Consider the following 13,976-nt stretch of genomic DNA (forward strand, 5'->3'; position numbering starts at 1 on the left):
CATCTCTTGCTGGAGGCCGTCGACGGGAACATCCCGTCGACGGCCTTTTGCGTTCCCGGAGTCGCGTGGGCGACATGGAGGGCTGGGAAATCGGACGGCCCGTGGTTGCCCGGTCCGGCGGCCTGGCCATCGCGAACAAGTCCTCCTCGGGAACATATGCGGCGCAGGTGAGTTCCGGCCAGGCTGTGGTGTCCGACGCCTCCGGGGCAACGGTGTTCAGCACCGCGGTGGGCAAGAAGGCCATGGTGCAGTGGGCCGCCGGCTCGGACGAGCTGTGGATCATCGAGTCCGACGCGCTGTACCGCGTCGGCGGGTCCGGTGGCTGGGCGAAGACCGCGGTCGACCCGAAGTCGGCGGCGGTTCCCGCTGAGATCGCGGCACTGATCGGGTAACAGGCACGCACGAAGGCCGTCGACGGGAACATCCCATCGGCGGCCTTCTGCGTTCCCGGACCGTGTGGGCGTGCCGCGCGAGACCGGGTCTGACACACACTCTTTGATGCCATCACACAGCCGTTGGGCTCCGAATGGGCGTGTGACGGTGGGAGGAGGTGTGTGCTGCCGCGCCTTGCCGGACGCGGGGGCGCACCGGAGTAGTGCACACACGAAAACGCCCCCCCACCGTTGCGGTGGGGGGCGCTTCCGTTGGTGCTGCAGTCGATTACGAGCCGAAGATGCTGCCCAGATCGCCGAGCGAGCCGGAGGACGATCCGGCGGAGCCGGTGCCCGGCTCGACCGGGGTGGTGGTGACGGTGACCGTGAGCACCTCGGAGGTGGAGGCGATGAAGCCGTCGGCGCCGTTGTAGACGGCCGTGATGCTGTGCGCGCCTGCGGTGGTGAGGATCTGCGTGCGCTTCGCGACACCGTTGGTCAGCGGCACCGGGTTACCGATGCTGGCGCCGTTGTCCTTGAACTGGACGGTGCCCGTTGCGCCGGCAGGGGCCACGGTCGCGGTCAGCTCGAACGCGGTGGTGGAGTTGGCGGTGGCCGGTCCGGTCAGCGTGGTGGTGGTCGCGACCGCGGCGGCGTCGAGCTCGAAGTCGAGGGCGAAGTCCGGGTTGACCGACTGGTTCTGCGACTCGTTGCCAGCGGTGGCGGGCATGCCGACCACCAGCATCACCTTGGCGGTCTGCCCGGGGCTGAGATGGGTCGACTGCAGCTCGGTGCCAGGGGCCGCCAGGTTGTTGGTGAGGTCCACGATGGCGCCGCTGGCGTCGTTGACCTCCACGCGCACGTACGCCTGCATGTCCGGGGCGGACTTCGTCCAGTTCCCGAGGTACACCTGCAGGGTGCCGCCCTGGCTGGTCGTGTTCTTGGCGTAGAACGTGGTGGTGAGTTCGCCACCGGGGATCAGCTCGCCCTGGAAGTCCGGGATCAGGGACATGTCGCCCCAGGTCGAGTTGTCCGCCGAATACTGCAGGGAAGCGGGGTCGGCGTGCGCGGCGGTGGGCATCACCAGTGCACCGAACGCTGCCAGAAACAGTGCAAGAATCGCGCCGCCAAAGGCAGTGGTCAGCCGCTTGAGGCCGCCGGGTGCGCTGATGGTTGTCGTCATGGCGCGGAGCCTAACGGGGCGTGTGACCCAAGCGTTCAGTTTCGGTTAAACAATCTTGTCCGCCGAACGCAGGACAAGTGTGCAGGTCGTGCCGTCCGGGAGGGCCGAAATGAGCGACGTGTACCGGGGGCTCGCTCGGGGGAGTAAGGTATCGGGGTCCGAAAGAGTCGAGGGAAGAGGAGGTGTGGCTTGCCGTGAAGAGCCAACCTCCGAGTACCTACCGAAGTCGCCGCTAGCCCCCCGTCGGGCACCCCTGCCCACGCCAGGCGACTTCTCCGATCACACTCGCGCCGCTCCAGTCCGCGGCACGCGTCCGTGCATCCGACTCATGCGAAAGCCGCCCTCATGCGTGAAAAGCGATCCTTCCGTCCGCTGCTCCCCAGCCGATCCGCCAACCCCTCGAGCGATCTGATCGTCCCCGAGCATTCGATGGCACCGCACCCGACGCCGCCCACCCTGGCGGTGATGCCGGTGGAGGCAAGCGTGGTCAACAGCGCGGTCTACCGCGACGGCGCCCGGATCGAGACCCCCGCCAGCCTGGCCGAGGCGCTGCGCAGCCTTCCCGACGAGACGTCCATGGCGTGGATCGGGATGTACCGTCCGGACGAGGAGCAGCTCCAGGCCGCCGCCAAGCAGTTCGGGCTGCACGAGCTGGCGGTCGAGGACGCCATCGTCGCGCATCAGCGACCCAAGCTCGAGCGCTACGGTGACACCCTGTTCGTGGTGCTGCGCGCCGCCCGCTACCTGGACGAGTCCGAGCGGGTCGACTTCGGCGAACTGCACGTCTTCTGCGGCCCGACGTTCGTGATCACGGTGCGGCACAGCGAATCGCCGGACCTGTCCGCGGTGCGCAGACGAATGGAGAACGACCCGGAGCTGCTCAAGCTCGGTCCGGAGGCGGTGCTCTACGCGATCCTGGACGCGGTGGTCGACGGGTACGCCCCGGTCGTCGCCGGACTGCAGAACGACATCGACGAGATCGAGACCGAGGTCTTCAGCGGCGACCCGAAGGTGTCGCGACGCATCTACGAACTCTCCCGCGAGGTCATCGAGTTCCAGCGCGCCACCAAGCCGCTGCTCGACATGCTGCGGGGGCTGTCCGCAGGCTTCGAGAAGTACAACACCGACGAGGAACTGCAGAAGTACCTGCGCGACGTCACCGACCACGCCACCACGGTGGTCGAGCGGGCGGACGGGTTCCGGCAGCTGCTCGGCAACATCCTCACGGTGAACGCGACCCTGGTGTCGCAGACCCAGAACGAGGAGATGTCGGCGCTCACCCAGGCCAGCTACGCGCAGAACGAGGAGATCAAGAAGGTATCCGCGTGGGCGGCAATCCTGTTCGCCCCCACCCTGATCGGCACCGTCTACGGCATGAACTTCGACAGCATGCCGGAACTGCACTGGGTGGGCGGATATCCGATGGCGCTGCTGATGATGGCGCTCACCTGTATCACCCTGTACACGATCTTCAAACGCCGCGGCTGGCTCTAGCGGCGGCTACAGGTCGTCCGTGCAGACCGCGAACCTGCGCTCGTCGTAGACGAATCCACTAGGGGTGGAGCACTTCTCGACGTCGGTGACGTCGGTGATGATCTCCGCCACCCTGACACCCTCACGGGAGGGGGCCGCGCAGTCGATGTGGGTGGGCTGATCGTCGGCCAGCTCCATGCACCCACCGACCACCCAGTCGATGTCGAGGCAGAGCGCGCCCTGCTCGTTGCCCATCAGGGTCTCGTAGTAGTAGGAGTCTGCGTCGCTCACGCACTGTGCGTTGGTCGGCGCCTTCCCGATCACCTTGTAATTCGCAGGGGCCATGCCGCAGGGGGCCTTCACCACGTTCGCGTCGTCGACGGTGCCGCTCAGCTCGACGCACTCGCCGATCTCGACGTCGATGTCGACGCTGCCCCCGGCGTCCGCCCGCGGTACATCCGGCAAGAGGGTGTCGGACGCGACGCTGCCTGCCTCGGGTATCGCCCGACCGGTGACCTCGCTGCCGCAGGCACCGAGCGAGAGGGCGGCGAGCGTCAGTCCCGCGGCGGCGAGTCCGCGTTTGAGGCGGTTGTTCGTCATACGGCAATTAGAGCACCCGCCGCCGGTCCGGCCGCAGGTCGTCCCGTCGGGCACCGGGAAACACTCCCGCCGCCGGTGGGGCCGCCATACGCTGGTCGGGGAGTTTCCGTCACCGACGAGTGAGGAAGACCGATGAGCGATCACGTCTACAGCGTCACCGAGGTCGTGGGTTCCTCGAGCAAGGGGATCGACGACGCCATCGCGCAGGCAGTGGCCCGAGCGAGTTCGACCGTCCGCAATCTCGAGTGGTTCGAAGTGGTTGGCACCAGGGGGCACATCGTGGACGGCGCCATCGGGCACGTCCAGGTGACCCTCAAACTCGGGTTCCGGCTCGACGCCGAATGAGCGGGTGCCCGCGCGCCGACCGATGAGTTCCGGCTCCCCGCGGGGTCATAGTTACGGCAATGCTGTCCACGGCAGTGCCGTGACCATGACCAAGCGGGAGGCAGGCGGTGGCGGGATATGTGCGGCTGGGGGACCTGAACACCTGGTACGACGAGCACGGCGAGGGCGAGCCGCTCGTGCTGCTGCACCCGGGCGGTGTCGATGCGCGCGCCTTCGGGCCGAACATCGACGGGTTGGCCCGCCGCTTTCGGCTGTTCACCCCCGAGCGTCGGGGGCATGGACACACGCCCGACGCCCCAGGCCCCATCACCTTCGACCTGATGGCCGAGGACACCATCGCGTTCCTCGAATCGGTTCCCGGCGCGCCTGTCCATCTGCTCGGCTGCAGTGACGGCGCCACCGTGGCCCTGCTGGTGGCCCTGCGCAGGCCCGACCTGGTCCGGCGGCTGGTATGTGTTGCGGGCGTCTTCCACCGGGACGGCTGGGCGCCGGGGGTCGTGGATGCGGACCAGCCATCGCCCGCCTTCCTCGCGGACATGTACGCCGAGGTGTCGCCGGACGGTGCCGGGCACTACCAGGTCGTTGCAGGGAAGCTGAACCGGATGCACCTCGAGGAGCCGACGCTGACCGCGCACGACCTGCGGCGGGTCACCGGCCGGACGCTGGTGATGGTCGGCGACGACGACGAGGTGACCCTCGAGCACGCCCTCGCGCTGTACCGCGGCCTGCCCGATGCCGAGCTGGCGGTGGTGCCGGGCACCTCGCACGGCCTGCTGGTGGAGAAGCCCGAACTCTGCGACCGGATCATCCTGGACTTCCTGACCACCGATCCGGTGCCGACGATGGCGCCGATCCGACGGGTGCGCGGCGCATGACGACTCCTGGAGGATCGGCGGCAGCCAGGGCGAGTTCCCTCGCCAATACCGGCCCGGTGCGCAAGTATGGGTGCGTGGAGCTGCCGCTGACCCCGCCCCTGCAACCGATGCTGGCGAAGGCCGCCCCTGCGGTCCCGACGCAGCCCGACGGCGAGGAGCCGGTGTGGTCCTACGAGCCGAAATGGGACGGATTCCGCGCCATCGCCTTTCGCGACGGCGACGAGGTGGTCCTGAGCTCCCGTAGCGGAAAGGACCTTGGCCGCTACTTTCCCGAGATGATCGCGGCGGTACGGGCCGAGCTGCCCGTCCGTTGCGTGCTCGACGGGGAGCTGGTGGTGCCGCGCGAGGTCGACGGCCGCACCCGGCTGGACTGGGAGGCGTTGTCGGAACGGATCCACCCGGCCGAGAGTCGGGTCAGCCTGCTGGCCGAGCAGACTCCGTCGCAGCTGATCGGATTCGACATGCTCGCGCTGGGGGACGACGACCTGACGAAGCGGCCGTTCGGCGAGCGTCGCGACATCCTGCTCGACCATGTCGGCGGCGGACCGTCCTGCCACGTCACCACCGCCACCACCGACGCCGGGCTCGCCGAGGAGTGGTTCCATGCCTTCGAGGGCGCCGGGCTCGACGGTGTGGTCGCGAAGAAGCTTGCCGGGCACTATCTTCCGAACAAGCGCGAGATGATCAAGGTCAAGCATGCGCGGACCGCGGATTGCGTGGTGATCGGGTACCGGCCGCACAAGAGCCAGCCGGGTATCGGATCCATGCTGCTGGGTCTCTACGACGGCGACGAGCTGCACATGATCGGCGGGGCCTCCGCGTTCACCGCGGCCAAGCGGATCGAGATGCTCGAGCTGCTGCAGCCCTACCGCGAGGGTGAGGACGTGGTGTACGACGGCGAGGCCAGCCGATGGTCGGCGGGAAAGGACCGCCAGTGGGTGCCACTGCGTCCCGAGCTGGTGGTGGAGGTGGCCTACGACCAGATGGAGGGCGACCGCCTGCGGCACGCCGCGCGGTTCCTGCGCTGGCGCCCCGACCGTGAGGCGCACGAATGCACCTACGAGCAACTGGAGGTCCCTGTGCGCTACGACCTGAGCGATGTGTTGGCGGGGGAGGACTGATGGCGGCGGCGAAGGCCCCGGCGCTGGAACTGGACGTGGACGGCATCGCGGTCCGGCTCTCGAGTCCCGACAAGATCTACTTCCCTCAGCTCGGTGCCGAGGGTGGCAGCAAGCGTGACCTGGTCGAGTACTACCGGACCATCGCCCTTTTCGACGGCGGGCGGTCCGGGATCATGACCGCCCTCCGGGACCGGCCCACCCACCTGCAACGCTTCCCGGACGGCATCGAGGGCGAGGAGATCTACCAGAAGCGACTGCCCGCCAAGCGCCCCGAGTACCTGGACACCTGCACGGTCACCAACCCCAACGGCCGCACGGCCGACGCGCTGCGGGTGCGGCACGCCGCCGACATCGTCTGGGCGGCACAGATGGGCAACGTCACCTTCCACCCGTGGCCGGTGCGGTGTACCGACCCGGACCGGCCCGACGAGCTGCGTATCGACCTGGATCCGCAGCCGGGCACCGGGTTCGAGGAGGCCAGGGCCGTCGCGGTGGACATCGTCGCGCCGCTGCTCGACGAATTGGGGCTGGTCGGGTTCCCGAAGACCTCCGGCGGCCGCGGGATCCACGTCTACGTGCGGATCGAACCGCAGTGGGACTTCATCGAGGTGCGCCGCGCGGCCATCGCGGTGGCCAGGGAGATCGAGCGCCGCGACCCCGCACGCGTGACCACCGCGTGGTGGAAAGAGGAACGCGGCGAACGGATCTTCATCGACTTCAACCAGACGGCCAGGGACAAGACCGTCGCATCGGCCTATTCGGTCCGCAAGACGCCTCGGGCCACGGTGTCGACCCCGGTCACCTGGGCGGAACTGCCGGACGTCGAGCCGGACGACTTCACCATCGCCACCGTGCCCGAACTGGTGGGCAGGCGCGGCGACCCGGCCGCCCGGATCGACGATGTCGCGTACTCGCTGGACGCGCTGCTGGAGATGGCGGAGCGGGACGCGGCGAACGGGTTGGGCGACATGCCGTATCCGCCGCAGTACCCGAAGATGCCGGGCGAACCGAAGCGGGTGCAGCCGAGCAAGGACAGGGACCGGAAGTAGCGTCACGCCGGCTTGAATCATCGAGAGACTTCGAGCACGAGGTATTAGGCTCCGAATCAGCTGTTCAGGCAAGCCACGAGCATCGGAGGATGCGATGACGGAGAACCCTATCGTTGACAGCAACGAGGCAATGCTGCAGATCGGCAAGGACATCTGGTGGCTGCTGCTCATCCGCGGCATCTTCGCCGTCCTCTTCGGCATCGTTGCGCTGGTCTGGCCGGGCGTGACCGTGTGGGCGATGGTGGTCGTGTTCGGCGTGTACGCGATCGTCGACGGCCTCGTCGAGGTGGTCCGGTCGATCCAGGCGCGCAAGATCGTCACCGGCTGGGTGTGGTGGCTGATCGGCGGCATCGTGTCCGTGGCCGCCGGTGTCGTGGCATTCGCGTGGCCCGAGGTCACCGTGCTGGTTGCCGTGTACGTGATCGGCTTCTGGGCGATCCTGGTCGGCATCCTCGAGATCATGGGCTCGTTCAAGGTGAAATCCGTGGGCGGACAGTGGGTGTGGCTCCTGGTCGCGGGCATCCTCGCGGTCCTGTTCGGGCTGCTGCTGGTCATCTTCCCGGTCGAGGGCGTCAGTAGCCTCGTCTGGCTGGTCGGCTTCTTCGCCATCATCTTCGGAATCGTGTTCGTGGCCGGTGCATTCCAGCTCCGCTCCGCCGCCAAGCGCGCGGGAGTGGTCTGACGGCCGTGAGTAGGCGTGGCGGTCGCTCCCGTCCGTCCGTTGGCGACGGGAGCGCACCGACCGAGATGCACGTCGACGCCCGATTCCTGCCGTTGGCCGATCGGTTCTTCGCGATGTACCGGCAGCCGAACAACGGCGGCGGAGCGCTGACCGCCTATGTGAACGGCGAACTGGTGCTCGACATCTGGGCCGGTTGGGCGGACCGTGACCGTCGCTGGCGGCGCGACACCGTCGCGTTGTCCTTCTCCACCGGCAAGGGTGTGGCGAGCACGGTGCTGCACCGGCTCGCCGACAGAGGTGTCGTCGACTACGACGAACCGGTGGCGACCTACTGGCCGGAGTTCGCCTCGGCGGGCAAGGAGCGGATCACGATCCGGGACATGCTCACCCACCGGGCGGGCCTGCACCGGGTCCGGGGCCTGGTCCCGGGCAAGACCGGGCTCCTCGACTACGACCGCGTGGTCGCCGCGCTCGCCGCGGCGCGGCCGGACCCGCGTCGGCTCAGCGGTCCCGGGTACCACGCGGTCACCTACGGATGGATCGTCGCCGAGACGGTGGCGCGGGTGACCGGCCGCGGCTTCACCGAGGTGGTGCGCGCCGAGATCGCGGAGCCGCTCGGCGTCGAGGAGTTCTGGTACCGGGTGCCGCCCGAGCACCGGCATCGGATCGCGAAGCTGTTCCCGCACCTCAGCCCCGGTGCGGTGTCCTGGGGCGTGGCCTCCTCGGTGATGACGCGGCTGCGCCCGTTCAACGGACTCGCGGAGGCGGGCATGCCGGAGGGCTTCGACGAGCTGGTTCGCGACCCGATCGTGCACGACGCGGTGATGCCGGGCTGGAACGGCGTGTTCACCTCGCGTGCACTCGCGAAGATGTACGCGGCGATCGCGAACGACGGCGTCATCGACGGCAGGCGCTTCCTCTCCTCCGACACCATCGAGCGGATGGGCGAGGTGCAGACCTTCGGACGCGACTACGTGCTCGGCGCCAGGGTCAACTGGCGGCTCGGCTATCACCCGGTGTTCGTCGCGAACCGGTCCCAGCCGAGGGCCGCGTTCGGCCACTACGGGGTCGGGGGGTCGGGGGCGTATGCGGACCCGGAGACCGGCCTCGCCCTCGGTTTCGTCACCAATCGGATGGGCAACGCGATGACCGCGCTCGGCGACCTGCGCTTGGCCCGGCTCGGCGCGGTGGCGCAGAAGACGGTGCGCGGTCGCTAGTGCACCGCCGGGCCGCTGGATGCGGTGATCCGCCTGGCTGAGAGGCGGATCACCTACCGGGGTGGGAACCCGTGCGACCTGGGACGGAGCCGTGCGACCGGGCTGTCTGGGCGGAGTGGCACCTGGCCAACGGCGAACCTGTTGTGTCTACTGGAATCGGCGAAGCCTGCTAATGCGGGATTCGCAGATTTCTCCTGCAGTCGGATGATGGGACTTGAATGCGCAAGATCGAGACCGGGAGCACCAGTCGTCGGCGCTGGGCAAATCGGGTCGCGACGGCCCTGATCGGTGCCGCGGCCGCAGGCACGGCGCTGGTCGTTCCGGCGCAGGCGGTACCGCTGTTTCCCGGCGGCCCAGACATCGCCCTGCCCACCCTCCCCGGCCTACCGGCGCCAGCCGCGCCCCTCGCGCCGCAGGCTCCGGCGGAGCCGCAGGTGGGGCCGGCCAACTTCTCCGCGCCGAGCCTGAACCCGTCCGAGGGCGAGGTTGTCGGCGTCGCGCAGCCCATCATCATCCGGTTCGACGAGGCCATCGACGACCGCGCCACCGCGGAGCGGGCCATCAAGATCAGCAGCAGCCCGAAGGTCGACGGTTCGTTCTACTGGATCAACAACAGCCAGGTGCGGTGGCGGCCGACCGAGTTCTGGCCGGCTGGCACCGACGTCGTGGTCGAGGCGGGCGGGGCGCGCTCCGCCTTCCACATCGGCGACGCGCTGGTGGCCACCGCCGACGACAACACCAAGGAGATCACCATCACCCGCAACGGTGAGGTGGTCAAGACGATGCCGACCTCGATGGGCAAGACCGGCCACGAGACCCCGAACGGCACCTACATCGTCGGCGAGCAGTTGCGCGACATGTACATGGACTCGTCCACCTACGGTGTCCCGATCGACGCGCCGGAGGGCTACCGGACCTACGTCGAATACGCGACCCGCATCTCCAACAGCGGCATCTTCGTGCACGCCGCGCCGTGGTCGGTGAACCAGCAGGGCAGCACCAACACGAGCCACGGCTGCCTGAACGTGAGCACCGAGGACGGCAAGTGGTTCTTCGAGAACGCGAAGAAGGGCGACCCGGTGATCGTGACGAACACCAGCGGCGGGACGCTCGACGGCTCCGACGGGCTGGGGGACTGGAACCGGTAGCGGAATCCGCACCGCCCACGATGCGCGCACGATCACCCGGTGATCGTGCGCGCATCGTTCGTATGGGGCCCGGCTACCGGTCGGGGCTGGTGATACGGGCAACCGTCAGGTCGATGGACTCGATCGCGTCGGTACGCGAATAGCCCTCGGTGTTGAAGCTCTCCCACCCGGTGAGCAGGCACCACCACAGCATCCGGCGAATCCAGCGGACCTTGAGCGCCGAGGAGAAGGTGCCGTCGGCCTGGCCGCGTTCGATCAGGTCGAGCAGCGGTGCGTCGGCCGCGCCGAGGCCCTCCCAGAATGCCGCGTGCGACAGCGCCTGCGGGTCGCCGAAGAAGAGCGAGAGCAGGGGCCCGAGGTCGAAGCACTCGTGGCTCATCCGGCGCAGTGCCGCATCCGCGGGGCCCTCGGTGGGCCGGGACCGTTCCAGTGCCGCGCGGAGCTTGTCGAGGGCGTCCTCGCCGAGGGCGCGGATCAGATCGATGCGCTCCGGGTAGTAGCGGTGCAGGGTGCTGCGGCCCACCTCGGCCTCCGCGGCGATCTCGCTGAGGGACGCGGCCGAGTTCTTGCCGAGCACGTCGACGGCCGCGTCGAGGATGGCACGGCGGGTGCGCGCCTTGGTGCCCGATTCGGGGACGGTGTCGGTCGACATGTCCTCACGGTAGCAGTGGATTGTTCCTAAATGGAACTTTCATTGACAGAAATGGGACGTGGATGTTCCACTGGTGGACATGAGTGATTCTCAGGCGTCTGTGAGCTGGCCGCACGCGCGGCTGTTGTGGTCCTACATTCGCCCGCACCGGAAGATGCTCGGGCTGGGCATGGTCCTGGGGATCATCGTCACCGCCTCGGGCCTGGCGACGCCGATGATCATCAAGTACATGCTGGACACGCTCAGCAGCGACGGCTCGATGCTCACGCCCGTTCTCACGCTCCTCGGCGTGCTCGTCGTCACCGGCGTGGTCGGGTACTTCCAGTGGATCCTGCTCGGCACACTGGCCGCCCGCGTGGTCTACGACGCACGGGAATCCATCGTGCGCAGGTACTTCCGTGCCACGGTCGGCAGCCTGACGGCGCGGCCGTCGGGCGAACTGGTCACCCGGGTCACCTCGGACACCGTTCTGCTCCGGGAGGCGACCTCGTCCAGCCTGGTCGAACTGTTCAACGCCGTCGTCAGCATCATCGGCACCCTCGTCCTGATGGCGATGCTCGACCTCGTCCTGTTCGGGGCAACCGTGGCGTCGCTCCTGGTCGTCGGTGTTCTTGCCCTCCTTCTCATGCCGCAGCTCGCGAAGTCGCAGCGGCAGGCGCAGGAATCGGTCGGGCGGCTCGGCGGTGTGCTCGAGGGGGCGCTGCGCGCGATCCGGACGGTCAAGTCGAGCCGCGCGGAGGCCCGCGAGGCCGAGCGGATCATCATCGACGCGAAGCACTCGCAGGTGCACAGCGTCCGGGCGGCCCGGGTCACCGCCCTGGTCTGGATCATCGCCGGCGGTGGGATGCAGCTCGCGATCATCGGGATTCTCGCCTTCGGTGCGTACCGGGTGAGCTCGGGGGCGCTCGCGGTCTCCGCGCTGGTGGCCTTCCTGCTGTACGCCTTCCTGCTGACCGCCCCTGTCACCGCGATGGCGCAGAATGTCGCGCTCGTCCAGTCCGGGATCGCCGCGGCGAGCCGGATTCGCGAGGTGCATGACATGGAGGTCGAGGAGCACGCCGCCGTCGACGTCCAGCCGCTGCGGCCGGCCCCCGACGTGCCGGTGCTGGAGCTGGTCGACGTCGTCGCTCGGTATGCCCCCGGCACCGAGCCGTCCGTGCGTGGGGTCAGCGCGCAGATCCCGGCGCGCGGACACACCGCCATCGTCGGTCCGTCCGGGGCGGGTAAGACCACGCTGTTCTCGCTGTTGCTGCGGTTCCTGCACCCGGAGAGCGGCGAGATCCTGCTGGACGGCGTGCCCTACTCGGAGCTGCCGTTCGACCAGGTGCGCTCCCGGCTGGCGTACGTGGAGCAGGAGACGCCCATCGTGCCCGGCACGATTCGGTCGAACCTGCTGTTCACCCACCAGGAGGCCACCGAGGAGGAGGTGTGGGCGGCGTTGCGTGCGGTGCACCTCGAAGAGACCGTGCGTGAGCTCCCCGACGGACTCGACAGCGACCTGTCCGCCACCAATGTCTCGGGTGGACAGCGGCAGCGAATCGCGCTGGCGCGGGCCATCGTTCGGCGCCCGGACGTGTTGCTTCTCGACGAGGCCACGGCGCAGGTGGACGGCCGGACCGAGGCCGCCATCCATGACATGATCCGGGAGCTGTCGCAGACGGGTTCGGTGGTGACCATCGCGCACCGGCTCTCGACCGTGATCGACGCAGACACCATCCTGGTGATGGAACGCGGGCGGATCCGGGCACGCGGCACCCACCTCGAGCTGCTGGAGTCGGACGAGCTCTACCGGGAACTGGTCACCGCGTTGCGAATCGGGGTCGACCTCCAGATCGCCGTATAGGGCGGCGGTAGGCTCGGACGGTGGCCGTCGCAGCCTTCGACACGTCTGAGCCCGCCGCCGAACGCCGGCGACGAGGCAAGCATCTGCGTGCCCGGATCCCGCGCGGGGCGCACGGTTCGTGGGCGCCCTCCTCGTATCGGCCCGATCCGGTGTCGATCCTCGACCGGCAGAACGCGAATCGGATTCCCGAACTGGTGCCGCTCAGATTCGAGCGGATGCTGGTCTCGCCGTTCACCTTCCTGCGTGGCTCGGCCGCCATCATGGCGTGGGACCTGGCGCACTGCGCTCGCACCGAGCTGACGGTGATGGCGAGCGGGGATGCCCACCTCGCGAACTTCGGGCTGTTCGCCGGCCCGGACCGGCGGCTCGTGTTCGATCTCAACGACTTCGACGAGGTGCACCGCGGGCCCTTCGAATGGGACCTCAAGCGGCTGGCGACCTCGGTGCTGGTGGCCGCGGCAACGAACGGTCACAGTGCATCGGACGCGCGCGCCGCGGCATTGATCGTGGGCGCCGCCTACCGGGAGACGATCCACCACGCGGCGCAGATGCCCGCGCTGGACGTCTGGTATCTCCGGATCGAGGCGGACGCGATGCTGGCCGGGCTGCGGGATCAGATCGCCGCTCGTCAGCTCGGGCCGGCCCAGGCCGTGATGGCCAAGGTGGAGAAGCGAACTCAGCTCGGCTCGCTCAAGCGGTTCGCCAGGTACGAGAACGGCCGGTTCCTGATCAAGGAGGAGCCGCCGCTGATCACCCGGCTGCCACACGAGCGGCATGCGGAGGTGACGGATCTGCTCAGGGGTTCCTTCGAGCGCTATCTCGGGACACTGGCGCCGGACCGGCGGGAACTGGTGGCCCGCTATCGATTCCAGGACATCGCCAGCAAGACGGTGGGGGTCGGATCCGTCGGCATGCTCGGCTTCATGGCGTTGTTCGTCGGGGAGAGTGCGCAGGACCCGCTGTTCCTGCAGATCAAGGAGGCGCAGCCGTCGGTGCTCGCGCCGTACGTCTCTGGTTCGGCCCACCGCGACCAGGGCAGGCGCGTGGTCGAGGGGCAGCGGTTGATCCAGAGCGCGAGCGATCCGTTCCTCGGATGGTTCAGCGGCCCCGGTTCGTTCGGCCGCGACTTCTACGTCCGGCAGTTGCGGGACAAGAAGGGCTCATTCAGCATCGCCGCGATGGATCCGTCCGGTCTACGGGCCTACGCACGGTTGTGTGCGATCGCGCTGGCCAGAGCCCACGCCCGCACCGGAGATCCGGCCGCGATCGCCGGATACCTGGGCAACGGAACCACTTTCGATGAGGCCATCGCGGCATTCGCGGTGGCCTACGGTGAGCAGAACCGGCTGGACTACGAGCAGGTGAAGCAGCGCCGTAGCCGGGCGACTCGATGAGTGCACGACCACGGCGCCGCTCG

The 13,976-nt window shown here is 68.6% G+C and carries 14 protein-coding genes; 11 read left to right on the forward strand and 3 right to left on the reverse strand.

Annotation, left to right across the window (positions count from 1 at the left end):
* The first annotated feature begins 74 nt into the window (after positions 1-74).
* Positions 75-392 carry a hypothetical protein gene (locus RM1_RS07340; RefSeq protein WP_143069473.1) on the forward strand — a complete coding sequence of 106 codons (318 nt, stop codon included), beginning with the start codon at positions 75-77 and terminating at the stop codon, positions 390-392.
* A 268-nt stretch (positions 393-660) separates the two neighbouring features.
* Here the strand turns inward: RM1_RS07340 and RM1_RS07345 are convergent, their stop codons facing one another.
* A complete protein-coding gene (locus RM1_RS07345; protein WP_072750679.1) occupies positions 661-1,554 on the reverse strand; it encodes an Ig-like domain-containing protein in 894 nt (297 codons plus the stop codon).
* 429 nt (positions 1,555-1,983) lie between these two features.
* Here RM1_RS07345 and RM1_RS07350 point away from each other — a divergent pair, with 429 nt between their 5' ends.
* Positions 1,984-3,048 carry a magnesium and cobalt transport protein CorA gene (locus RM1_RS07350; protein ID WP_425528711.1) on the forward strand — a complete coding sequence of 355 codons (1,065 nt, stop codon included), beginning with the start codon at positions 1,984-1,986 and terminating at the stop codon, positions 3,046-3,048.
* Between the two features lie 6 nt (positions 3,049-3,054).
* On the opposite strand, the gene lppU is transcribed toward RM1_RS07350, so the two are convergent.
* Entirely contained in the window at positions 3,055-3,627 is a 573-nt protein-coding gene (lppU, locus tag RM1_RS07355; RefSeq protein WP_072750681.1) for an LppU family putative lipoprotein, read from the reverse strand.
* Between the two features lie 132 nt (positions 3,628-3,759).
* Between lppU and RM1_RS07360 the strand changes: the two genes are divergently transcribed.
* The 7 genes from RM1_RS07360 (at position 3,760) to RM1_RS07390 (ending at position 10,064) form a co-directional block, all read left to right on the forward strand.
* Entirely contained in the window at positions 3,760-3,972 is a 213-nt protein-coding gene (locus tag RM1_RS07360; RefSeq protein ID WP_027502639.1) for a dodecin, read from the forward strand.
* Positions 3,973-4,079: 107 nt separating this feature from the next.
* Positions 4,080-4,847 carry an alpha/beta fold hydrolase gene (locus RM1_RS07365; protein ID WP_083576583.1) on the forward strand — a complete coding sequence of 256 codons (768 nt, stop codon included), beginning with the start codon at positions 4,080-4,082 and terminating at the stop codon, positions 4,845-4,847.
* 74 nt (positions 4,848-4,921) lie between these two features.
* Positions 4,922-5,968 carry an ATP-dependent DNA ligase gene (locus RM1_RS07370; RefSeq protein ID WP_072750682.1) on the forward strand — a complete coding sequence of 349 codons (1,047 nt, stop codon included), beginning with the start codon at positions 4,922-4,924 and terminating at the stop codon, positions 5,966-5,968.
* Positions 5,968-7,017 (forward strand): non-homologous end-joining DNA ligase, encoded by a 1,050-nt coding sequence (gene ligD, locus RM1_RS07375; RefSeq protein ID WP_072750683.1) that lies wholly within the window; start codon positions 5,968-5,970, stop codon positions 7,015-7,017. The genes RM1_RS07370 and ligD overlap by 1 nt, the downstream gene beginning before the upstream one ends.
* Positions 7,018-7,111: 94 nt before the next feature.
* Positions 7,112-7,699: an HdeD family acid-resistance protein gene (locus RM1_RS07380; protein ID WP_027502635.1), complete on the forward strand. Its 588-nt coding sequence runs from the start codon at positions 7,112-7,114 to the stop codon at positions 7,697-7,699.
* Between the two features lie 65 nt (positions 7,700-7,764).
* The gene (locus RM1_RS07385) at positions 7,765-8,916 is read left to right on the forward strand and encodes a serine hydrolase domain-containing protein (protein WP_083576584.1); all 1,152 of its coding nucleotides are present in this window, start codon (positions 7,765-7,767) and stop codon (positions 8,914-8,916) included.
* Positions 8,917-9,134: 218 nt separating this feature from the next.
* On the forward strand, positions 9,135-10,064 hold the full coding sequence (locus RM1_RS07390; RefSeq protein WP_072750685.1) for a L,D-transpeptidase: 930 nt from the start codon (positions 9,135-9,137) through the stop codon (positions 10,062-10,064).
* Positions 10,065-10,137: 73 nt separating this feature from the next.
* Here RM1_RS07390 and RM1_RS07395 read toward each other — a convergent pair whose 3' ends face one another.
* Positions 10,138-10,716, reverse strand: coding sequence for a TetR/AcrR family transcriptional regulator (locus RM1_RS07395; protein WP_072750686.1), 579 nt, complete (start codon positions 10,714-10,716; stop codon positions 10,138-10,140).
* Between the two features lie 79 nt (positions 10,717-10,795).
* Between RM1_RS07395 and RM1_RS07400 the strand changes: the two genes are divergently transcribed.
* Both RM1_RS07400 and RM1_RS07405 read left to right on the forward strand, forming a co-directional pair.
* Complete coding sequence (locus RM1_RS07400) at positions 10,796-12,559, forward strand: ABC transporter ATP-binding protein (protein WP_072750687.1); 1,764 nt, start codon at positions 10,796-10,798, stop codon at positions 12,557-12,559.
* Between the two features lie 20 nt (positions 12,560-12,579).
* On the forward strand, positions 12,580-13,953 hold the full coding sequence (locus RM1_RS07405) for a DUF2252 domain-containing protein (RefSeq protein WP_072750688.1): 1,374 nt from the start codon (positions 12,580-12,582) through the stop codon (positions 13,951-13,953).
* Positions 13,954-13,976: the final 23 nt, after the last annotated feature.

Origin of the sequence: Rhodococcus maanshanensis NBRC 100610 (genome assembly GCF_001894865.1) — a bacterium.
GTDB lineage: Bacteria > Actinomycetota > Actinomycetes > Mycobacteriales > Mycobacteriaceae > Rhodococcus_G > Rhodococcus_G maanshanensis.

Bases quoted from the DNA above. Each gene is read 5' to 3' on its own strand.
- RM1_RS07345 (WP_072750679.1), bottom strand. From the start codon at position 1,554: ATGACGACAACCATCAGCGCACCCGGCGGCCTCAAGCGGCTGACCACT.
- RM1_RS07340 (WP_143069473.1), top strand. From the start codon at position 75: ATGGAGGGCTGGGAAATCGGACGGCCCGTGGTTGCCCGGTCCGGCGGC.
- RM1_RS07350 (WP_425528711.1), top strand. From the start codon at position 1,984: ATGGCACCGCACCCGACGCCGCCCACCCTGGCGGTGATGCCGGTGGAG.
- RM1_RS07395 (WP_072750686.1), bottom strand. From the start codon at position 10,716: ATGTCGACCGACACCGTCCCCGAATCGGGCACCAAGGCGCGCACCCGC.
- RM1_RS07380 (WP_027502635.1), top strand. From the start codon at position 7,112: ATGACGGAGAACCCTATCGTTGACAGCAACGAGGCAATGCTGCAGATC.
- RM1_RS07390 (WP_072750685.1), top strand. From the start codon at position 9,135: ATGCGCAAGATCGAGACCGGGAGCACCAGTCGTCGGCGCTGGGCAAAT.
- lppU (WP_072750681.1), bottom strand. From the start codon at position 3,627: ATGACGAACAACCGCCTCAAACGCGGACTCGCCGCCGCGGGACTGACG.
- RM1_RS07360 (WP_027502639.1), top strand. From the start codon at position 3,760: ATGAGCGATCACGTCTACAGCGTCACCGAGGTCGTGGGTTCCTCGAGC.
- RM1_RS07400 (WP_072750687.1), top strand. From the start codon at position 10,796: ATGAGTGATTCTCAGGCGTCTGTGAGCTGGCCGCACGCGCGGCTGTTG.
- ligD (WP_072750683.1), top strand. From the start codon at position 5,968: ATGGCGGCGGCGAAGGCCCCGGCGCTGGAACTGGACGTGGACGGCATC.
- RM1_RS07385 (WP_083576584.1), top strand. From the start codon at position 7,765: ATGCACGTCGACGCCCGATTCCTGCCGTTGGCCGATCGGTTCTTCGCG.